The following is a 19,991-nucleotide window of genomic DNA, read 5'->3' on the forward strand; positions in this document are numbered from 1 at the left end:
ATGATGCTGCGGTATCAGTTGCCGACCGAGCCGACGACCACTTCCGCGCCGTTGTCGATGGTGACCCAGCGACCGCTGTTGAACGAAGCCTGGCGCTTGAGATAACGGTAGGGCGTCTGGGTCCAGAGCCGCACGCCGTTTTCGAGGTTGTCGAGGACGAAATCCCCCTGGGCGGTGCGCACCGTCAGCACGGCATGGCCCTCGCCATCGGGTTTGCGAACGACAGTGATCAGCAGTTCGCTGGGGGAAAAGCCCTTGCGCATCAGACGCTTGCGCTTTTCGAGAACGAAGTCCTCGCAATCGCCGGCGTCCTGCGGGTAGGACCAGACTTCATCCCTGCCGAAGAGTTCCTGATCGGTCACCGGCGTGATTTCGCGGTTCACGGCAGCGTTGACCTGACGGATCGTCGCCCAGCCGCGCTCGGTGACACGCGGCGCCACGCTCGTCTTCGATTTGACGCTGCATTCGCCCTTGTGCTTCTGACAGAACTCGTAATGTCCGATCGGCTGCGAGGTAACCGAGCCGGTCTGCATCCAAGGAGAGGATCCCGCCTGTGCGGGAATTGCCGTGTTCGCTGAAATGAAAAGTGCGCAAAACGCCGCGATACTTCCCTTAACCCCGGTCCAAGACGCCATACAAATCCCCTGCGTGACGCGGTATGCCGGGCTCTTCCTGTCCGGACGTATTCGCGCAATCCTGAGTTGAGGGCAGCTTGTTCAGGTCTTCCGCCTCACGCTGCTCTAATCGTTAATAAAGAGTTAATAGCGTTGGGGTCGGAGAGTCAATCTACTGATTCGGCCATTGGACTTTATGGTTAAAGCCGTTGCCGAAACGCAGCGCAAAGCCCTGCGCAGCAGGCGGTCTGCGGCGCATGGACGCGGAAATTGGGGGTAGAAAGGGCGTCGAGCGCCGGCCTATCGGCTTAAGCCGAAGGCAGCATGTTTCCGATCGCCTGTTTCATTTTAGCAATGTCTTCCTCGCGCGAAAGACGGTGGTCGCCGTCACGGATGAGCGTCATGACGACGTCGTCGGCCGGAAGGTGCTCCATCAGTTTCAGCGCGTGCGTGTAGGGCACATCCGGGTCGCGCATGCCCTGCAGGATGTGAACCGGGCAGCCGGTGGTGATGGTGCCGACGAGCACGCGGTTGTCGCGGCCGTCCTCGATCAGGGCGCGCGTATAGATGTTGGGCTCGGGGCTGTATTCGGACGGTTCCTCGAAATAGCCGCGCTCGGCAAGCGAGTGCCGCTCGATCTCCGTCAGGTTTGGTTCGATGAGTTCGGCGGTAAAGTCGGGAGCAGGCGCGATCAGTACCAACCCGGCGATGCGTTCGCTGAGGCCGCGCTGGCGTAGTTCCTGGATCAGCCTCATCGCGATCCAGCCGCCCATCGATGAGCCGATCAGGATCAGGCGCTGCCCGGGGGCGGCATGTTCGACGACGGCAAGGCTTTCTTCCAGCCAACGCGAGATCGTGCCGTCCTTGAAGGCGCCGCCGGAGGCGCCGTGGCCGGAATAGTCGAAGCGGATGCAGTCGGTTGCCCTGTCTCTCGCAAGCTGCTCGACCTCGACCGCCTTCGTCCCGGTCATGTCGGAGCGGTAGCCGCCAAGCCACACAAGCGTCGGCCGATCGGAGCGCTTTTGTGCCCGCAGGATCCGCATGGCGATGCGGCGACGGGCGGCATCCTTGCCAACCTCGATGAAGGTTGTTTCGGTTTCGGCTGGCGTCGTTTGCATCTCAATTCTCTCCAAATGCCCGGATTGGCGGCGAATTTCTTTCTAAAACAGATTCGTCTTGGCTTCGACAGGTGGTGATTTTCCCTGCGAGCCATGCTATTGACTCTCCCGTCGCAATTCACACATTGCCGTCGGCGGCAGATTGAAGCATTTCGGCCAAGGCCGCGCCGACTAATAATTGAACCGCATTTTCGGAAACAGCTCGAGGAGAGTACGACCATTCGCAGACCGTTCAAAACGGACGCCCCCGTCAAGGAGGGACCGCGCTCAAACAAGGAAATCCGGGTGCCCCGGGTTCAGCTTATCGATGCCGAAGGCCAGAATATCGGTGCCATCCCGATCGACCAGGCGCTCCGCATGGCGGAAGAGGCCGGTCTTGATCTGGTAGAGATCGCACCGAACTCCGAGCCGCCGGTGTGCAAGATCCTCGATCTCGGCAAGCTGAAATACGCCAACCAGAAGAAGGCGGCCGAAGCGCGCAAGAAGCAGAAGATCGTCGAGATCAAGGAGATCAAGATGCGTCCCAACATCGACACGCATGATTATGAAGTGAAGATGCGGGCGATGAATCGCTTCTTCGAAGAGGGCGACAAGGTCAAGGTGACCCTGAAGTTCCGCGGTCGCGAAATGGCGCACCAGGAACTCGGCATGAAGCTCCTGCTTCAGGTCAAGGATGACACCCAGACGATCGCCAAGGTGGAGGCCGAGCCGAAGCTCGAAGGCCGCCAGATGATGATGGTCCTCGCTCCGCGTTGACCGAGGTGTCCGGGCGCAATGTCCGGAAACTGGATCAGGTAGGAAGCCGCCCGAAGGGCGGCTTTTTGCGTTTGAGGGTCCTTGCCATCAGCGCCGATATCGCCGATGCCTATGGCGCGAAGTTGATCCTCGGGCAGTCGCCGCTCGGCGGACTGGAGGCGGTGCTCGCCTTCGAAACGGCCGGCCGGCGCAAGCGTCGGCGCGATCCGGTTTGACGTTGTATGTCGCTTCTATGACGCTTCGTCGATTCCGCAGTTGCGCTTTCGGGGAGGTCCGGGTATAAGCGCCCGTCCGAACGGTCCGGCAGGGCATGCCGTGGCCGTTCTTAACGCTGGAAATGGACCTCGTCTGTCCGTTTCGAATTCTTAAGAAAAATGGAGTAGCAAAATGCCCAAGATGAAGACGAAATCGTCTGCCAAGAAGCGGTTCAAGATCACCGCTACCGGCAAGGTTCGTGCAGCAGCTGCTGGCAAGCGCCACGGCATGATCAAGCGTTCCAACAAGTTCATCCGCGACGCACGTGGAACCATGGTTCTCGCGGAGCCCGATGGCAAGAAGGTCATCAAGAACTACCTGCCCAACGGTCTCTAAGACTTTCAGGCATTTTGGACACGTTAAGGAGATCATGACATGGCACGTGTAAAACGCGGCGTAACCGCTCACGCCAAGCACAAGAAGACACTCAAGGCAGCCAAGGGCTTCTACGGCCGCCGCAAGAACACCATCCGCGCTGCAAAGGCTGCGGTTGATCGTTCGAAGCAGTTCGCTTACCGCGACCGCAAGGTCAACAAGCGCAACTTCCGCGCTCTCTGGATCCAGCGCATCAACGCTGCCGTCCGCGAATTCGGCCTGACCTACGGCCGCTTCATCGACGGCCTGAACAAGGCTGGCATCGAAGTCGACCGCAAGGTTCTGTCCGACATGGCTATCCATGAGCCGGCAGCATTCGGCGCCCTCGTCGAAGCTTCCAAGAAGGCACTTGCCTACCTCAAGGAAGCCGGTACGACCAACGAGTTTGAAAGCGCTGTTCGTTAAGCCAGCGTTTTCCCAAAACCGTTCTTGATTTTTGTTGGGAAACCCGCGCTGGCAGGGCTAGCGCGGGTTTTTCTTATTTGGCGGGACGAAAGTGTACGACGATCGAAAGGGGCCGCTTGCGGTTCGCGAGCTTGACGACGAGGACATGGCGGCTCTGCTGGCAGCACTTGCCGGCGGATCATCCCGTGTCGAACGACGCCAGCCTAGGGATCGTATGGTCTGGATCAAGCGTGACCGGCGCGTTGGCCCGCGTCTCGGACTGCTCTTCCTGCAGATCGCAAGCCGCGCGCTGAAGCCAGAAACGCCGGACCGGGCTTTTGCCGCCTGGAAGCTTGCGGCGCCAGCGGAAGCCGCCGTCGCTCCCTCAGAGATCAAACCGCTCTTTACGCGATTGTTGCCGCTGGCGCGCTTCTTCCTGCGCATCCAGAACGGTCATGACCCCGTGCGCCTCGTGGCGGCGACGGACTCACTGGCGACGCAATCACAATCCTGAAGACAACAACCGATATAGACCGAACCCATTCCCGCATCGAGGCAGGACAGAATGAGCGAACTGGAAACACTGGAACGGACACTGCTGGCGGACATCGATGCCGCCGGCGACGAAGGATCGATCGAGGCGGTGCGCGTCGGCGCGCTCGGCAAGAAGGGCTCGATCTCCGAGCTACTGAAGACGCTCGGCACGATGACGCCGGAAGAGCGCCAGACCCGTGGCGCCCAGATCAACGCGCTGAAGACCACGGTTGCAGAAGCGATCACCGCCCGCAAGTCGGCGTTGAAGGACCAGGCGATCGCCGAGCGTCTGGCCCGCGAAACCGTCGATATCAGCCTGCCGGTGCGCTCGTCCCCGGCCGAACGTGGCCGTATCCATCCGATCAGCCAGATCGTCGACGAGATCACCGCGATCTTCGGCGACATGGGTTTCTCGATCGCCGAAGGTCCTGACATCGAGACCGACTACTACAACTTCACGGCGCTGAACTTCCCGGAAGGCCACCCGGCCCGCGAGATGCACGACACCTTCTTCTTCAATGAAGATGACAAGGGCGAGCGCAAGGTGCTGCGCACGCATACCTCGCCGGTGCAGATACGCACGATGGAGGCGCAGGACCCGCCGATCCGCATCATCATCCCCGGCAAGACCTATCGCCAGGATTCCGACGCCACCCACTCGCCGATGTTCCATCAGGTCGAGGGCCTGGTCGTCGACAAGTCCGCGAACGTCGCCAACATGCGCTGGGTGCTGGAAGAATTCTGCAAGGCCTTCTTCGAGGTCGATCAGGTCACGATGCGTTTCCGCCCGTCGTTCTTCCCGTTCACCGAACCGTCCTTCGAGGTCGACATCCAGTGCGACCGCTCCGGCCCGATCGTCAAGTTCGGCGAGGGCACCGACTGGATGGAGATCCTCGGCTGCGGCATGGTCCACCCGAACGTGCTCAGATCCGGCGGGCTCGATCCGGACGAGTATCAGGGCTTTGCCTGGGGCATGGGTCTCGACCGCATCGCCATGCTGAAATACGGCATGCCGGACCTGCGTGACTTCTTCAACGCCGATGTCCGCTGGATGAACCATTACGGCTTCCGCCCGCTCGACATGCCGACATTGTTCGGCGGCCTCTCGGCCTGATCGCGCTGAAAATTGGAGCATTTCCAGGAAAAGTGCGAAGCGGTTTTCCGCCAGGAAATGTGTAAAAACAAAGGGATAGAGTGTTTCTGCAACCCGGTTTAAGCCGGAAACGCTCGAGGACACAGGTGAAATCATGAAATTCACGCTTTCCTGGCTCAAGGACCACCTTGATACCGACGCTTCGCTGGACGAGATCTGTGCGCGCTTGACGATGATCGGGCTTGAAGTCGAGGATGTCGACGACAAGGCCGCCTTCAAGCCGTTCGTCATCGCCAAGGTCGTTTCCGCCGAGCAGCATCCGAATGCCGACAAGCTTCGGGTCCTGATGGTCGATACCGGCACAGGCGCACCGGTTCAGGTCGTCTGCGGCGCGCCGAACGCCCGCGCCGGCCTCGTCGGCGCCTTCGCCGCATCGGGCACCTACGTGCCGGGCATCGACGTCACGCTCTCCGTCGGCAACATTCGCGGCGTCGAAAGCCACGGCATGATGTGTTCGGAAAAGGAACTCGAGATCTCCGACGACCACAACGGCATCATCGACCTGCCGGATGATGCGCCTGTTGGCACGAGCTATGCGGCCTATGCCAGCCTCGACGATCCGATGATCGAGATCAACCTGACGCCGAACCGCCCGGATTGCACCAGCGTTTACGGCATCGCCCGCGACCTCGCAGCCTCTGGCCTCGGTACGCTGAAGGCCCGCGCGGCACCCGCCTTTGCGGTCGAAGGCGAGACCCCGGTCAAGCTGACGATCGACCTTGGCGAAGATCGTCACCTTTGCCCAGGCTTCGGCCTGCGGCTCGTGCGCGGCGTCAAGAACGGCCCGTCGCCGAAATGGATGCAGCAGCGGCTGCTGTCGATCGGTCTTCGTCCGATTAACGCGCTGGTCGACATCACCAACTACATGACCTTCGACCAGGGCCGGCCGATGCACGTCTTCGACGCGGCCAAGGTTACGGGCAACCTGACTGTGCGCCGCGCCAAGGAAGGCGAAACCGTGCTTGCGCTCGACCAGCGCGAATACAAGCTCGGCCCGAACAACGTCGTCATATCAGACGAAAAGGCCATCGAGTCGATCGGCGGTATCATGGGCGGCGAACACTCCGGCTGCGATGAGAACACCACAGACGTGCTGATCGAATCGGCGCTCTGGGACCCGATGAACATCGCCAAGTCCGGCCGCACGCTCGGTATCATCACCGACGCGCGCTACCGCTTCGAGCGTGGTGTCGATCCGGAATACATGGTGCCCGGTCTCGAGCGCACCACCGAACTGGTCCTCGAGCTTTGCGGCGGCAAGCCGGCCAAGGCAGAAGTCGTCGGCTATGCCGGCTATAGCCCGAAGATCGTCGATTTCCCGATGTCCGAGGTCAAGCGCCTGACGGGGCTCGAGGTTTCCTCGGAAGAGAGCGTCACGATCCTGAAGAAGCTTGGCTTCGGCGTCCAGGGCTCGGGCGAGCGCGTCAACGTTTCGGTGCCGTCCTGGCGCCCGGATGTCGACGGCAAGGCCGATCTCGTCGAAGAGGTCATGCGCATCCACGGCGTCGACAACATTGTTGCAGCACCCTTGCCGAGCCATGGCACCGTCAATGGCAAGATCCTGACGACGCTGCAGATCCGCACCCGCCTTGCCAAGCGCGCGTTGGCGAGCCGCGGCATGCTGGAGGCCGTCACCTGGTCGTTCATTTCCGAAGACCAGGCGAAGCTCTTCGGCGGCGGTCAGCCGGCGCTGAAGCTTGCCAACCCGATCGCGGCCGATATGTCGGACATGCGCCCGTCGCTGTTGCCGGGTCTCCTGTCGGCGGCACAGCGCAATGCCGACAAGGGCTTTGGCGACGTTGCGCTCTTCGAAGTCTCCGGCACCTATGAAGGCGATGGCCCGGATCAGCAGCGCCGCGTTGCCGGTGGCGTACGCCGTGGCACCGCATCGCTCAACGGCGCCGGTCGTCTCTGGTCGAATGCTGCCAAGGGCGGCGGCAAGCCGGTCGACGTCTTCGACGCCAAGGCCGATGCGATCGCGGTCTTGGAAGCCTGCGGCGTGCCGATGGGCAATGTCCAGTTCGAAGCCGGCGGTCCCGCCTGGTATCATCCCGGCCGTTCCGGCACGATCAAGCTCGGTCCGAAGATCGTGCTTGGCTCCTTCGGTGAATTCCACCCGAAGACGCTTGAGGCGCTCGATGTCTCCGGTGCACTCTGCGGCTTCGAAATCTATGTCGACGCCATGCCGGAACCGAAGAAGAAGGCGACCCGCACCAAGCCGGCACTTGATCTTTCGCCGTTCCAGGCGGTCAAGCGCGACTTCGCCTTCGTCGTCGACAAGGGCGTCGAGGCAGGTGCCATCCTGCGTGCAGCCTCCGGCGCCGACCGCAAGCTGGTGACCGGCGTCAGCGTCTTCGACGTGTTCGAGGGAGCGTCCCTTGGCGAAGGCAAGAAGTCGATCGCCATCGAAGTGACGATCCAGCCGGTCGAGCGCACGCTGACCGACGAGGACTTCGAGGCTTTGACGGCCAAGATCGTCGCCAACGTCACCAAGACGACAGGCGGCGTGTTGCGCGCCTGAAGGCCGTTCGGTTTATAACCATGGCAAAGGCCGCTGCTTGCAGCGGCCTTTGCCATGCGGCTAACCAATGCGTTGCATCAGCTCGATCCGGTTGCCGAAGGGATCGCTGACGTAACACCTGGCATATCCGGCAAGTGGCGCGTCACGCGTGATCGACACGCCGGAGGCTTCGAGTCGCAAAAGGAGCAGGGCAAGGTCGTCGACAAGGAAGGCGGGATGAGCCTTGCGCGCAGGCGAGAAAGCCGGGTCGATACCGAGGTGAATTCTTGCCTCTCCTCGCTCGAACCAACAGCCACCACGTCCGGCAAGGTTCAATGGTTTCTGCACCTCGGTTAGGCCGAGCAGCCCTTCATAGAAACCCCGTGCTACATCCTCCATCCCGGCAGGCATGGCCAGCTGGACATGGTCGAGCGCCATGATTTGACCTATGGCCTCGAGGCTCCCGCTTGATCCCGCCATCAGGCGTGAAGGTGGTAGATCTTGTTGACGATCACCCAGCGCCCGTCGATCTTGACCAGCGACAGATAATCGGAAAAGCGTTCGCCGGCGAAGCTGTCGATCACCTTCACCGTTGCCGCATCGCCGGTAATGTCGGTCATCTCCACATCCATCTCCGGCTGGCTCCCGGGCGGCGCGGCCCCCTGGTCCAGAACCGCCTTGATGAAGCCGTCGCGCGTCATCCATTCGAGCGCGCCTCTGTAGTTGCCGATGATCGCCGCGTCTGGGTGAAACGCCTTGCGCAACGCACCTTCGTTGGCAAAGGCCATGCCGTCCACATAGAGATGCACCACCGCGCTGATCGCCTGCTCGTCGGACATTCCCGATCCTCCGAAATTGTTGGTCACGACAGGAAAGGTAGTGCATCCGGCTGAAAATTCGATGGGTGAATGCCCCGCCTCGGCAAGGAGGCGGGGCATGCGCGTTCAACGATTGGTGAGCGCCAGCGATGCTTCCGTATAGCGCTTGCCAGCAACGAGCGCCGGCGACAGCGCATCGCCGAGCCGGGCAAGTTCGTCAGCGCTCAGCACGATATCGGCCGCGGCCGCATTCTGCTCCAGGTGGTGGAGCTTGCGCGCGCCGGGGATGGGCACGATGAAGTCGCCCTGATTGATCACCCAGGCGAGCGCCAGCTGGGCGGCGGTTACGCCTTTTTCGCGCGCGAGCGCTTCCAGCGTTTCGACAAGGGCGGCGTTGGCGCCGAGGTTTTCCGCCTGGAAGCGCGGCAACGAGCGACGGAAATCGTCCGCTGCAAGATCGTCAGCCTTGCGGATCGTGCCCGTCAGCATGCCGCGCCCAAGCGGGCTATAGGGCACGAAGCCGATGCCGAGGTCGCGGCAGGTCGCCAGCACGTCCTCTTCCGGGTCTCGCGACCAAAGCGAATATTCGCTCTGGACCGCCGCGATCGGATGCACCTTGTGGGCACGTCGGATCGTTTCGGAACTTGCCTCGGAAAGCCCGAGCGTGCGCACCTTGCCCTGGCGCACCAGATCGGCCATGGCGCCGACGGTTTCCTCGATCGGAACCCCGGGATCGACGCGGTGCTGGTAGTAGAGGTCGATCACATCGATCCCAAGCCTCTTCAGCGAGGCGTCAGCCACGGCCCTTGCGTTTTCCGGTCGACCGTCGATGCCTTTGATCGCCTCGGCCGCTGGTTTGCCGGGCTCTATGCGGAAGCCGAATTTAGTCGCGATCGTGACCTTGTCGCGTAGCGGCTTCAACGCCCGGCCGACAAGCTTTTCATTCTCGTAAGGGCCATAGACTTCGGCCGTGTCGAAGAAGGTGACGCCGAGGTCGACGGCGCGCTGCAGCGTGCGGATCGATTCCGCCTCGTCGGCGCCGCCATAGGCAAAGCTCATGCCCATGCAGCCAAGACCAATGGCGGAGACGGTCAGTTCATTCCCGAGTTTGCGGGTCTTCATGTCATGTCCTTTCGGGGTAGGGGCGACCATGCAGGCGCGCCAAGGTGGCCCGCGAACGCATCGAAACGCCCGGTATTCGTCGGCGCTTGGCCAGTCGGCTCCAAGCGGCGTCCTGCATGCCGCTCTTCCCGGTGCCGTCTGGCTACGACGATGATCAAAGGATAGGGCCGCAGCATGCGGTTGAAAATCTCTGTCAACTCTCACGGGCTGTTCTATTATTTAGATCAATGAACAGGACCCAGCTTTCCCAACTCGCCGTCCTTGCCGCGGTTGCCGCCCATGGCAGCTTCCGTGGTGCCGCCCGCGAGCTTGCCATCGCACCATCGGCCGTCAGCCACGCGGTCGGCAGCCTTGAAGCGAGCCTTGGTGTGCGGCTTTTATCGCGCACCACCCGCAGCGTCGCGCCGACCGAGGAGGGGCGGCGCCTCCTTGAACGACTGGCACCGGCGCTCGACGAGATCGCCCACGCGCTGGAGGCTGCCACGGACACGCGCGACCGTCCGGCCGGCAATCTGCGCATCACGGCGCCGCGATTTGCCGCCGATCTTATCCTGGCGCCCCGGCTTGGTGCCTTTCTCAACCGCTACCCGGAGATCGTGCTGGAAATCGCCAACGAGGATGGTTTCACCGACATCGTCGAACAAGGCTACGACGCCGGCATCCGACTCGGCGAAAGCCTCGAAGCCGATATGATCGCCGTCAAGGTCGGGCCGGAGCTGGAAAGTGCGGTTGTTGCATCGCCCGATTATTTCGAGCGTTTCGGCCGCCCCTTTCATCCGAGCGATCTCGCCGGCCACCGCTGCATCCGGCGACGCTTTTCCAATGGCACGCTCTATCGCTGGGAGTTCGAGAGGCACGGCGAGGAATTGACGGTTTCCGTCGAGGGGCCGTTAATCCTTGGGGAAGACCGGCCGATTATCAAGGCGGCGATGGGTGGAGCAGGGCTTGCCTATCTCTTCCTCTCGCGGGTGGAAACGCCAATCGCCGAAGGGCGGTTGATCCGCGTGCTCGAGGATTGGTGCGCGCCCTATGCCGGCCCGTTTCTCTACTATCCGAGCCGGCGCCAGATGCGCCCGGCCCTTCGCGCCTTCATCGATTTCTTCAAGCATGCGAGCTAGGCCGGTTGATGGCCCTCATCAACGGCTATCGGCGTTTGCATCGGACTTGCAATCGCCGGTCGGCCGGGCAAAGTCGCGCTCACGCGGTGTGTCACGAGGGGAAGCGCAGTGAAGAAACCGCATTGGAAGATCTCGGGCGCGTGCGGCTGTCGAAAAACTTCTTCTTGCGCGAGTTCCTGCATTCGGAGATCGCCGATTTTCATCGTATCCCGAATATACCCGATGATCCCGAGCTGGCGATCGAGGCCGGGCGGCGGTTGTGCGAGGAGCTACTGGAACCGCTGGAAGCGACCTTCGGCCGTTTGACCATTCGCTCCGGATACCGAAACCGCGCGGTCAACGGTTTTGGCAATGCCCGCGGTCTCAACTGCTCGAGCAATGCGGCGTCGGCGGCCGATCACATCTGGGACATGCGCGATGCGGACGGCTGCATCGGCGCATCCGCCTGCATCGTCATTCCCTGGGTCTGGGACCGTCGCCACGAGCTCGGCGGCTGGCAGTCGATCGCCTGGTGGATCCACGACCATCTGCCCTATTCATCGCTCTGTTTCTTTCCGAAACTCTGGGCGTTCAATATCCAATGGCACGAGCGGCCGGCGCGCCGGATCCGAAGCTTCGCCGAGCCGCGCGGGATGCTGACCAAGCCCGGCATGGCGAACCAGCACGGCAGCCATCATGCGTTCTACGCACTCTTGCCCGAGCCGGTGAACGTGCCGAAAGTCAACTTGTAGCGCACGTGGTCGTCGGTTGCCGAGTAGCGGTCGTAGAGACGGCGCGCCACGGCATTGTCGCGTTCGGTATACCAATAGAGCCGGTCCCAGTCCGACGCCTGGCAGAGCGCGATCAGGTCGTCGATCATGGCGCGGGCGACGCCTTGGCCGCGCGCTGATGGATCAACGTAGAGATCCTCGATGTAGCAGATGGGGTGTCGGAAGAAGGTCGCGAGCTGTTCCTGGCAGATCACGAAACCGACCGGTTCGCCATCGAGGATCGCCAGCCGGGCAAAGAGCGGTGCAGCGGGATCGATGAGGCGGCTCCAGGTCAGACTGACGATGTCCTCCGCCAGCTCAATGCCGGAAAAGGCGACATAGCCGGCCCACAGGCGGCGCCAATGCGTTTCGTCGCTGGCGGTCGCCGCCCGTATGCTCAATGCCATCGTCCTTGCCTTGCTCCTGCTATTCGCTGACGTCGTTGAGCTGTCGAATTGCCTCGTCGCTCAAGGTCAGCTGGGTCGAACGGATGAGGCTCGTCAACTGGTCGAGATTGGTGGCGCTGGCGATGGGAGCGGTGATGCCCTTGCGGTTTCGCACCCAAGCGAGCGCAATCTCGGCCTGCGTTGCTCCGGTCTCTTCAGCGATTTCGTCGAGCACGCCGAGGATGCGCATGCCGCGGCCGTCGAGATATTTTTCGACGCCCGAGCCGCGCGCCGACCCTTCAAGGTCCTTGTGCGTGCGGTATTTGCCCGAGAGGAAGCCGCGCGCCAGGCCGAAATAACTGATGACGCCGATCTCTTCGCTGACGCAAAGATCGCGCAACGGCCCGTCGAAACTGTCGCGATCGTAGAGATTGTATTCCGGCTGCAGCACCGCATAGCGCGGCAGGCCGCCATTGGCGCTGACATCGAGCGCTTCGCGCAGCTGCAGCGAGTTCAGGTTCGAGGCGCCGACGGCGCGCACCTTGCCCTCAGACAAAAGCTGGTCATAGGCGGCAAGTGTTTCTTCGTAAGGCGTTTCGGGGTCTGGCCAGTGCGAGAGGTAAAGGTCGATATAATCAGTCTGCAGCCGCTTCAGTGAATCCTCGACCGCCTGCAGGACCCAGCGGCGTGACAGGCCCTTGCGGTCCGGCCCAAGCTCGGAACCGACCTTGGTAACGATCACAGCCTTGTCGCGGCTGTGGCCGGACTGTTTCAGCCATTTGCCGATGATCGTCTCGGATTCGCCGCCCTGGTTTCCTGGTGCCCAGGACGAGTAGACGTCAGCGGTGTCGATGGCATTAAGGCCGGCATCGAAGAAGGCGTCGAGCAGGGCGAAGGACGTCTTTTCGTCAGCTGTCCAGCCGAAGACATTGCCGCCGAAGACAAGCGGCGCGATTGAAAGGTTAGTGCGGCCAAGTCTGCGTTTTTCCATGGTTTCGCTCCATTGGACTGGATGAAAGCAAGTGCGCGATCGGGAGGATGCCGGCACGAACATAAGGCAAGCGAACAAAGCTTGTCACCTGCCGCCGGTCTTTTTTATCGGTCGTCGCCGCTTGATAGGTACGCACCTCGCCGCTACGGCGCCGCGCGTCATATGACGCGCTAAAGGCGCTGTAACGCTTTAAACTGCTGCATGATTTTCTCCTTAAATCGATTCCGGTTTAAGGAATCATGCAGTAGTCTCAGCCGCCAAATCAGGGAGCCCCGCTATGTTTCGTTTCGGAATTCTGTCCACGGCCAAGATCGGCCGCGATCTCGTCGTGCCCGCCATTCAGGACGCCGAGAACTGCGTCGTTTCGGCAGTCGCCAGCCGCGACCTCGCAAAGGCGCGCGCCATGGCCGACCGCTTTTCCGCGCCGCACGCCTTCGGATCCTATGAGGAGATGCTCGCCTCCGACACGATCGATGCGGTCTATATCCCGCTGCCGACCTCGCAGCACGTGGAGTGGACGATCAAGGCTGCCAATGCCGGCAAACATGTGCTCTGCGAAAAGCCGATTGCGCTGCGGGCATCCGAGATCGATGCATTGATCGCGGCGCGCGATCGCAACAAGGTGCTGATCGCCGAAGCCTTCATGGTCACCTACAGCCCCGTCTGGCGCAAGGCCCGCTCGCTGCTTGCCGAAGGGGCTATCGGCCGACTTCGACACGTGCAGGGTGCCTTCACCTATTTCAACCGCGACCCCGGCAACATGCGCAACATTCCGGCACTCGGTGGCGGCGGCCTGCCGGATATCGGCGTCTACCCGACGATCACCACGCGCTTCGTGACGGCCAAGGAGCCGGTGCGCGTGCAGGCAAGCACTGATCGCGACCCGGAATTCGGCACCGACATCTATTCGAGCGTGCGCGCCGACTTCGGTGATTTCGAACTGAGCTTCTATATCTCCACGCAGCTTGCCGCCCGCCAGGTCATGGTCTTCCACGGCGACAAGGGTTTCATCGAGGTGAAATCGCCGTTCAATGCCGACCGCTACGGGCGCGAGGAAGTGGAGCTCACCAACCAGAACCACGCCCAGTCGCAGCTCTTCCGCTTCCAGGATGCACGCCAGTACAAGCTGCAGGCGGAAGCGTTTGCGCGCGCTGCAAAGGGCGAAGCCGAGGAAGTGGTCACGCTCGAAAACTCGCGGCTCAACCAGAAGCTCATCGATGCGATCTACCGCGCCAGCGACAAGGACGGCTGGGAAAAGATCTGAGCCGGCTAATGAAAGAAAAAGCCCGCCGGCGCGAGCCGGCGGGCATTTCTCGTTGTTGTCGGATCAGGCCAGCGCCGCGCGCTCCCTGGCGAAGCCCTTCACCTTGAAGAACAGGAAGTCGCCGACGCCGATCAGGCCGACGATCAAGAACCCGACGCCGATGGGCGTCAGCGAGTTATAGGCGGTTGCAAGCAGTGCAAGGCTTGCGATCTGCCACAGGACGTCGCCGCCGATACTGACGCGGGCGGCAGCCGAAACCGGCCCACCGTTGCGGGCGGCCGAGAGATGGAAAATCCCCCAGGCCAGAAGCCCGACGCCAAGCAGCTTTATCATCAGCGGGGTGGCGACAGGGCTGATGAGAGCGGCGAGCGGGGCCGCACCGAGGATGAGGACCGCGCCGGTGAGGAGCGAAAATGCGCCATCGGCGAGGAAGGTCTTGTTGAGCAGGCTGCGGTTGGAAAGGTTCAACATTTTCGGCTCCATTCGTTTGTCGATATCCGGATGTTGCCGCCTCCCGGTCATGAAACCAATTACCTCGCAGGTAGTGGATTTTGCGCAGCGCCTGCGCCAATCTGCCGGCACAACGGAGATCGGCATCGATGGAATTCGGCAATCACCTGAAGGAATGGCGTGGGCACCGCCGCATGAGCCAGCTTGACCTGGCGGTGGCTGCCGGCATCTCGACGCGGCACCTTTCCTTCCTCGAAACCGGCCGATCGAAGCCATCGGAAGGCATGATCCTGCGTCTGGCCTCGGTGCTCGACATTCCTGCGCGCGACCAGGGCACGCTGTTTTCAGCCGCCGGATATCGTCCGCGCATGACGACGCGCCCTGCGTCGGGGCTCGATGCCATGCCCGCCGCCGTGGCCAATGCCATCCGGCTCATCCTTGCTCGCCACGATCCCTATCCGGGCCTGGTACTCGATCATGAATACACGCTCCTGATCGTCAATCCGGCGCTGGCGGCGCTCGCCGTTTCGGCCGACGTGCCTTTCAATCCCGGCCAGAACTTTCTCGATGCTTTTCTCTCGTCGGAAAATGTCCGCGCCCTCGTCGTCAATTGGGAGGCTGCGGCCGCCGATCTGGTCCAGCGCGTTCGCACCGAAGCCTGGCTGCAGGGGCCGAGGAGTCGCCTTGGCAAGAGGCTGGAGAAACTGGCGGCCGATCCCGCCGTCAAGCGCGCGGTCGAAAACTATCCGGATACCGACCGGCTACCGGTTCTGCCTGTCGAGTTGCGCGTCGGGCCGGTTACGTTGAGCTTCATCACCACGCTGCAGACCTTCGGCTCGACCCAGGACGCCCTAGTGGAAGGTGTGCTGATCGAATCCTTCTTCCCGGCCAACGAGGAAACCAGAACCTTCTTCGAACGCAAGGGATGACGTGTCAGCCGTTATGCACGCCAGCGACGATGGCGCCGCACAGCGTCAGTGCAATGCCCATGTTGTAGCCGCCGATCGCTGCTGCAACCTGCACCCAGTCACCACCTGCACCCGCCAGGATGGAAAGCACGCCGGCAACGAACAGGCATGTCCGTGGCGAACGGAGGCCTGCGACAAGCATGCCGAGCATGACGGTGGCGATAATGATCATGAAACCCACATTGCTGGCATCGCCGTCAGGAGTTGATGATGATCATGCCGCCGATGATCAGCACCGCGCCACCGACATAGCGCAGCGTCAAGGCTTCGCCGAGGAAGACGGCGGCAAGCAGCGGCACGATGCAAAAGGTCAGGGCCATGAACGAGTAGGCGATGGTCAGCGGTACCGACCTGATGGTGAAGATCCAGATGATCGTGCCGAAGCCGTAGACGATCAGGGCCGTCAGCAGCGTCGGACTGAAGATGAGCGCCAGCAGGCCCTGTGCGTCAGGGCTTCCCGTCTTGGCGCTCGTCAGCTTGAAAAGGATCTGGCCGGCCGAGATCAAAACCGGCGTGAAGAACAGTCCAAACCAAACGGCCGGGGCGAGATTGAGATTCATCGCAGGGCACCTCGCATCGGCTACAGCGCCGCGCGTCTCATTAGACGCGCAAAGGTCGCTGTAGCACTTTGAATTGCTGCATGTTTTTATCCTTAAATCGAATAGGATTTAAGGAAACATGCAGTAGGCCTTGTCTTCGCAATAGAAAATATCGCGACCGATATCGATGCACGCGTGTTGCGCTGGGACAGGATGCATCGCCCGCAGGAAGGAGTGCGTATAGGGGAAGAAATTGAAATGCGGATTGAAGGTGTAGCGATATTCGCGTTCGCGCGGAACGACGATGATCAGCCGCTGCCGGGTGATACGGCGCAGTTCGGCAATCGCCTTGCGATAGTCGAGGATATGCTCGATGACGTGGGTGCAGACGACGGTATCGAATTCGCCATCCGCGAAGGGAAGCTCTTCGATCATCGCCGCGAAGTATTCCACGCCCTCGATTGTGGCCGCGTCATCGACGGCGAAGTCGACGCCGGTCAAGCGCCGCAGATCGGGGTTCGCGCCTCGGATGTGCTTCAGCAGCACGCCGGTGCCGCAACCGACATCGCAGACGGATTTGCCGCGTACTTCGGCCGCAATCTTGCGAACACAGGCTTCGGAATTGTCGGTTCCTTCGTGAACGCGTGGATGCTGCTTGTAGAGCTGCTCGTATTCTAAGGCCGTCAGGAAGGGGGCACGTTCGCGAAAACGGGCGAGGTGGCCGATATGCTCGCCCCAGGCGAGGCTCGCCATGCCCTTGAACAGGCGTGAGTCCCTGACGAACGGCGGCAATATGTCTTCGATGACAAAGCGTATGCGGTTGGTGGTTTCGCGGTTCATCGACAGGGGTTCCATATATCTCGTGAGCTTAGGCCGCGTCCGGTCCGCGCCGGTGGGCACGGAGCTGCGGGACCGCCGGCTTTTCGACGACAGCCTCTCGCGCTGCGCGCCGGCCGGTCGCCATGTAATGCAGCCGCAACTGCTCGGTGCGGGCCCGCGATACGGAGTCCAGGATCAGGCCGGCGGTGAACATCGTGATCGATATCAGCAGCAGCACCATCGAAAGCACCCAGGTCGGCATGCGGGGAACCAGCCCCGTGCCGAAATATTCGATCAGCACCGGCGTCATGAAAATCAGGCTCGTTGTCATGAAAGCGAGGCTGATCAGACCAAAGAAGGCGAAGGGTCGCGTTTCCTTCATCAGCATTGCGAACATCCAGAGGATCTTGGCGCCGTCGCGGTAAGTTGAGAGCTTGGAATGCGAGCCTTCGGGGCGTCTGCCATAATCCAGCTCCAGTTCGCTGACCGGCAGCTTCAACCGCGAGGCATGCACCGACATCTCGGTCTCGATCTCGAAGCCGGCGGATATCGCCGGAAAACTCTTCACGAACCGTCGCGAGAAGACGCGATAGCCGGAAAAGATGTCACTGAAATCCGTACCGAAGATCGACCGGTAGAGGTAGTTGAAGAGCTTGTTGCCGAGCGCGTGACCCTGCCTGCCTGCATCTTCGCGAATATTGCGCCGCGTCCCCACGACCATGTCCGACTGTTCGGTAATCAGCGTGCGGATCAGGTCCTCGGCGTCAGCCGGTGAGTAGGTGCCGTCGCCATCTGCCATCACGTAGATATCCGCGTCGATGTCGGCGAACATCCGCCGGACCACGTGTCCTTTGCCTTGCCGTCTTTCGCGAACGACGGTGGCGCCGGCGAGCATTGCCTGCAAGGCGGTTCCGTCCGTCGAGTTGTTGTCGAAGACGTGAATGCTGGCCGTCGGCAATGCGGCTCTGAAGTCGCGCACGACGCCGCCGATGGTCGAAGCTTCGTTGTAGCAGGGCAGAAGGACAGCAATGCTTAAGGGTTCAAACATCGGCGCAGCTCGATTTGAAAGTGTCAGCGCATGATAGGTGTCGCCGGTTAACAACACGCCAAAGTGCACATGCGCGTCAGCGCCTTTGTCTTCGGGAGCCCGGTACAACTTTACGGTTTTTTGATCCCGCCCGATTAGGGTCCTGGGAGGATAGGGGCGTAAGAAGATGCTGGACAGAATTGCGAGACGTCAGGACCCGGCGGCAGTGACCGCAAAAATGCGCTTCTGGTCGAGCTTGCCTTGGATGGTCCTGTTCTATGGCGCGCCCGTCGTCTTGTTTTTGGCCGTCCGTTTCCTCCGCGCATCGGATTATGTGGGCCGCGACAATGATGACGCCATGCGGCTGGTTCAGGTTCGAGACCTGCTCAACGGTCAAGGCTGGTTCGACCTGGTCCAGCTTCGTCTCGGTCTGGATGGCGGCACGCAGATGCATTGGTCGCGGCTGATCGACCTGCCGATAGCCGGGCTCATTTCCTTGCTCAGTCCGCTCTTCGGTGCCGACAGAGCCGAAGTGCTGGCGCTTGCGATCTGGCCGATCTTCCTCGCCATTCCATTGCTGGTGTTCATGGGGCTCGCCGGCCGTCGTATTGGCGGAACGCAATGCATGCATTTCTGCCTCGGTCTGACGGCGATCTTTGTGGTGACCAGCAATCGGTTTATGGGTGGCGCCATCGATCACCACAACGTCCAGCTGGTCCTGGCTGCAGTGATGGCCGCGATGCTGGTCGACATGCGCCATCGTGTGCGCAACTACGTGATTGCCGGCGCGGCGGCGGCGCTGGCGATTGCCATCGGCGCCGAGACGACGCCGCTTGTGGCGGTCGTTTGTGCCATTGTCGCGTTGCAATGGGCGCTCCTCGGGCGGGACGTTGCTGGTGCGACCATCGCTTTCGGCATCTCACTGGCAGTTACCTTGAGCACTGTGTTCTTCCTCACGGTGCCGCCTCACCTCTATCGCGTGGCAACCTGTGACAACCTGTCGATCGCCTTCTACTCCCTGGCACTTGTCGGCGGTTGTGTGCTGGCTGCGTCTGCGGCATTTGTTAGCGATCGCGGAATATCGGCTCGGTTTGTCGCGCTGGCCGTCAGTGCCTGTTCCGTCCTGGCTGTCGCACTCGTTATTGCGCCCCAATGCCTTGGCAACCCGCTTGCCGATCTTGACCCGCTGTTGATCGAACTTTGGCTCGACCGTGTGACCGAGGCGCAATCCTTCGCGACCGTGCTGGCGCGCCAGCCGGCAAGCGTCGGCGCCTACTATTTCTGTGGGGTCTTTGCATCGCTCGTCTGTGTCTGGCGCATTTGGCAGGGCGATCGGGTCAGACTGCATCTCATCCTCGTCGCCCTTGTTGCTGCCAATCTTGCCATCGCGATGGTCCAGGTGCGAGCGATGGCGTTTTCCAACCTTCTGGCAATCCTGCCGCTCTCGCTGCTGCTCGTGGATATGCGAGCCTGGTCGCAGGGGGGAACCAGGGGCGTGAGCGCATCGCTCGCCTATGTCCTTGTTCTGATTTTTTCGGTGCCCGCAGTCTGGGCAATCGGCGGCGCCTTGGCACGCAACGGCCTTGCCGCTCTGGAGGCGCCGCAGGCGTCCAATACCGAAAACTGCCTGACGCCGGCAGCTCTTTCAGATCTTGAAGGTCTTCCGCCATCGATGATCGTTGGTCCTTCGGATATCGGCGCCTCGATCCTTAGATACACGAGCCACCGTGTCTTGACGGCGCCCTATCATCGCAATGCCGATGGCATGTTTATGGAGCTGAAGATCGGGCTGGCGTCGCCATCTGATGCCAAGGCGATGCTGAGCAAGTTGCACGAACCGATCCTGGCATTTTGCGCCAACGATGTTCAGGCAGACATGATCATCAAGCGGGAACCTCGGGGGCTCTACGGGCAGCTCGCCGCCGGTCGGGTTCCGGAGTTTCTGACGCCGCTGCCTGTTTCCGAGAAATCCAGCATTTTGCTCTACGCGCTGAAGCCATAGCGAGCGGGGACGGCGGAGGAAGAAACCGGTAGAAAGGCGCACGGTTCTG

The 19,991-nt window shown here is 61.5% G+C and carries 24 protein-coding genes; 12 read left to right on the plus strand and 12 right to left on the minus strand.

Annotated elements, in window-relative coordinates; all coding sequences use genetic code 11:
• Positions 1 to 14: 14 nt before the first annotated feature.
• Both BKP54_RS08710 and BKP54_RS08715 read right to left on the minus strand, forming a co-directional pair.
• Entirely contained in the window at positions 15 to 635 is a 621-nt protein-coding gene (locus BKP54_RS08710; RefSeq protein ID WP_025425546.1) for a transglutaminase-like cysteine peptidase, read from the minus strand.
• 287 nt (positions 636 to 922) lie between these two features.
• Complete coding sequence (locus BKP54_RS08715; protein ID WP_025425547.1) at positions 923 to 1,732, minus strand: alpha/beta hydrolase; 810 nt, start codon at positions 1,730 to 1,732, stop codon at positions 923 to 925.
• Positions 1,733 to 1,951: 219 nt separating this feature from the next.
• Here BKP54_RS08715 and infC point away from each other — a divergent pair, with 219 nt between their 5' ends.
• From infC to pheT, 7 genes are all read left to right on the plus strand, one after another.
• Complete coding sequence (infC, locus tag BKP54_RS08720) at positions 1,952 to 2,488, plus strand: translation initiation factor IF-3 (RefSeq protein ID WP_038576631.1); 537 nt, start codon at positions 1,952 to 1,954, stop codon at positions 2,486 to 2,488.
• 65 nt (positions 2,489 to 2,553) lie between these two features.
• Positions 2,554 to 2,703 carry a hypothetical protein gene (locus BKP54_RS35785; RefSeq protein ID WP_156407901.1) on the plus strand — a complete coding sequence of 50 codons (150 nt, stop codon included), beginning with the start codon at positions 2,554 to 2,556 and terminating at the stop codon, positions 2,701 to 2,703.
• Between the two features lie 172 nt (positions 2,704 to 2,875).
• A complete protein-coding gene (gene rpmI / locus BKP54_RS08730) occupies positions 2,876 to 3,079 on the plus strand; it encodes a 50S ribosomal protein L35 (RefSeq protein ID WP_025425550.1) in 204 nt (67 codons plus the stop codon).
• Between the two features lie 39 nt (positions 3,080 to 3,118).
• On the plus strand, positions 3,119 to 3,523 hold the full coding sequence (gene rplT, locus BKP54_RS08735; RefSeq protein ID WP_025425551.1) for a 50S ribosomal protein L20: 405 nt from the start codon (positions 3,119 to 3,121) through the stop codon (positions 3,521 to 3,523).
• 91 nt (positions 3,524 to 3,614) lie between these two features.
• Complete coding sequence (locus BKP54_RS08740; RefSeq protein ID WP_025425552.1) at positions 3,615 to 4,016, plus strand: hypothetical protein; 402 nt, start codon at positions 3,615 to 3,617, stop codon at positions 4,014 to 4,016.
• A gap of 51 nt (positions 4,017 to 4,067) precedes the next feature.
• The gene (gene pheS / locus BKP54_RS08745; protein ID WP_057204340.1) at positions 4,068 to 5,150 is read left to right on the plus strand and encodes a phenylalanine--tRNA ligase subunit alpha; all 1,083 of its coding nucleotides are present in this window, start codon (positions 4,068 to 4,070) and stop codon (positions 5,148 to 5,150) included.
• 133 nt (positions 5,151 to 5,283) lie between these two features.
• On the plus strand, positions 5,284 to 7,710 hold the full coding sequence (pheT, locus tag BKP54_RS08750) for a phenylalanine--tRNA ligase subunit beta (protein WP_025425554.1): 2,427 nt from the start codon (positions 5,284 to 5,286) through the stop codon (positions 7,708 to 7,710).
• Positions 7,711 to 7,770: 60 nt separating this feature from the next.
• Here the strand turns inward: pheT and BKP54_RS08755 are convergent, their stop codons facing one another.
• The 3 genes from BKP54_RS08755 to BKP54_RS08765 form a co-directional block, all read right to left on the minus strand.
• The gene (locus tag BKP54_RS08755; protein WP_038575809.1) at positions 7,771 to 8,127 is read right to left on the minus strand and encodes a VOC family protein; all 357 of its coding nucleotides are present in this window, start codon (positions 8,125 to 8,127) and stop codon (positions 7,771 to 7,773) included.
• Positions 8,128 to 8,168: 41 nt separating this feature from the next.
• Entirely contained in the window at positions 8,169 to 8,528 is a 360-nt protein-coding gene (locus BKP54_RS08760; RefSeq protein ID WP_025425556.1) for a nuclear transport factor 2 family protein, read from the minus strand.
• Positions 8,529 to 8,633: 105 nt separating this feature from the next.
• Positions 8,634 to 9,629, minus strand: coding sequence for an aldo/keto reductase (locus tag BKP54_RS08765; RefSeq protein WP_025425557.1), 996 nt, complete (start codon positions 9,627 to 9,629; stop codon positions 8,634 to 8,636).
• A 227-nt stretch (positions 9,630 to 9,856) separates the two neighbouring features.
• On the opposite strand from BKP54_RS08765, the gene BKP54_RS08770 reads away from it, so the two are divergent.
• Both BKP54_RS08770 and BKP54_RS08775 read left to right on the plus strand, forming a co-directional pair.
• Positions 9,857 to 10,747, plus strand: coding sequence for a LysR family transcriptional regulator (locus tag BKP54_RS08770; RefSeq protein WP_025425558.1), 891 nt, complete (start codon positions 9,857 to 9,859; stop codon positions 10,745 to 10,747).
• An 86-nt stretch (positions 10,748 to 10,833) separates the two neighbouring features.
• Positions 10,834 to 11,478 (plus strand): hypothetical protein, encoded by a 645-nt coding sequence (locus BKP54_RS08775; protein WP_038576634.1) that lies wholly within the window; start codon positions 10,834 to 10,836, stop codon positions 11,476 to 11,478.
• On the opposite strand, the gene BKP54_RS08780 is transcribed toward BKP54_RS08775, so the two are convergent.
• Positions 11,430 to 11,903, minus strand: a complete 474-nt coding sequence (locus BKP54_RS08780; RefSeq protein WP_025425560.1) for a GNAT family N-acetyltransferase — start codon at positions 11,901 to 11,903, stop codon at positions 11,430 to 11,432. The genes BKP54_RS08775 and BKP54_RS08780 overlap by 49 nt on opposite strands.
• A gap of 19 nt (positions 11,904 to 11,922) precedes the next feature.
• Positions 11,923 to 12,873, minus strand: a complete 951-nt coding sequence (locus BKP54_RS08785) for an aldo/keto reductase (RefSeq protein ID WP_025425561.1) — start codon at positions 12,871 to 12,873, stop codon at positions 11,923 to 11,925.
• 277 nt (positions 12,874 to 13,150) lie between these two features.
• Here BKP54_RS08785 and BKP54_RS08790 point away from each other — a divergent pair, with 277 nt between their 5' ends.
• Positions 13,151 to 14,137 (plus strand): Gfo/Idh/MocA family oxidoreductase, encoded by a 987-nt coding sequence (locus BKP54_RS08790; protein WP_025425562.1) that lies wholly within the window; start codon positions 13,151 to 13,153, stop codon positions 14,135 to 14,137.
• Positions 14,138 to 14,200: 63 nt separating this feature from the next.
• Here the strand turns inward: BKP54_RS08790 and BKP54_RS08795 are convergent, their stop codons facing one another.
• Positions 14,201 to 14,608, minus strand: coding sequence for a hypothetical protein (locus BKP54_RS08795; protein WP_025425563.1), 408 nt, complete (start codon positions 14,606 to 14,608; stop codon positions 14,201 to 14,203).
• 128 nt (positions 14,609 to 14,736) lie between these two features.
• Here BKP54_RS08795 and BKP54_RS08800 point away from each other — a divergent pair, with 128 nt between their 5' ends.
• Positions 14,737 to 15,516 (plus strand): helix-turn-helix transcriptional regulator, encoded by a 780-nt coding sequence (locus tag BKP54_RS08800; RefSeq protein ID WP_025425564.1) that lies wholly within the window; start codon positions 14,737 to 14,739, stop codon positions 15,514 to 15,516.
• A 4-nt stretch (positions 15,517 to 15,520) separates the two neighbouring features.
• Here the strand turns inward: BKP54_RS08800 and BKP54_RS08805 are convergent, their stop codons facing one another.
• From BKP54_RS08805 to BKP54_RS08820, 4 genes are all read right to left on the minus strand, one after another.
• Positions 15,521 to 15,727, minus strand: coding sequence for a hypothetical protein (locus BKP54_RS08805; RefSeq protein ID WP_025425565.1), 207 nt, complete (start codon positions 15,725 to 15,727; stop codon positions 15,521 to 15,523).
• Positions 15,728 to 15,752: 25 nt separating this feature from the next.
• Entirely contained in the window at positions 15,753 to 16,115 is a 363-nt protein-coding gene (locus BKP54_RS08810; RefSeq protein WP_025425566.1) for a transporter, read from the minus strand.
• A 108-nt stretch (positions 16,116 to 16,223) separates the two neighbouring features.
• A complete protein-coding gene (locus BKP54_RS08815; RefSeq protein WP_084814375.1) occupies positions 16,224 to 16,934 on the minus strand; it encodes a class I SAM-dependent methyltransferase in 711 nt (236 codons plus the stop codon).
• Between the two features lie 28 nt (positions 16,935 to 16,962).
• Positions 16,963 to 17,961: a glycosyltransferase gene (locus BKP54_RS08820; RefSeq protein WP_038576640.1), complete on the minus strand. Its 999-nt coding sequence runs from the start codon at positions 17,959 to 17,961 to the stop codon at positions 16,963 to 16,965.
• Positions 17,962 to 18,127: 166 nt separating this feature from the next.
• On the opposite strand from BKP54_RS08820, the gene BKP54_RS08825 reads away from it, so the two are divergent.
• A complete protein-coding gene (locus BKP54_RS08825) occupies positions 18,128 to 19,942 on the plus strand; it encodes a hypothetical protein (RefSeq protein ID WP_084814356.1) in 1,815 nt (604 codons plus the stop codon).
• Positions 19,943 to 19,991: the final 49 nt, after the last annotated feature.

The organism is Ensifer sp. 1H6 (assembly GCF_001976035.1).
Taxonomy (GTDB): Bacteria; Pseudomonadota; Alphaproteobacteria; order Rhizobiales; family Rhizobiaceae; genus Ensifer; species Ensifer canadensis.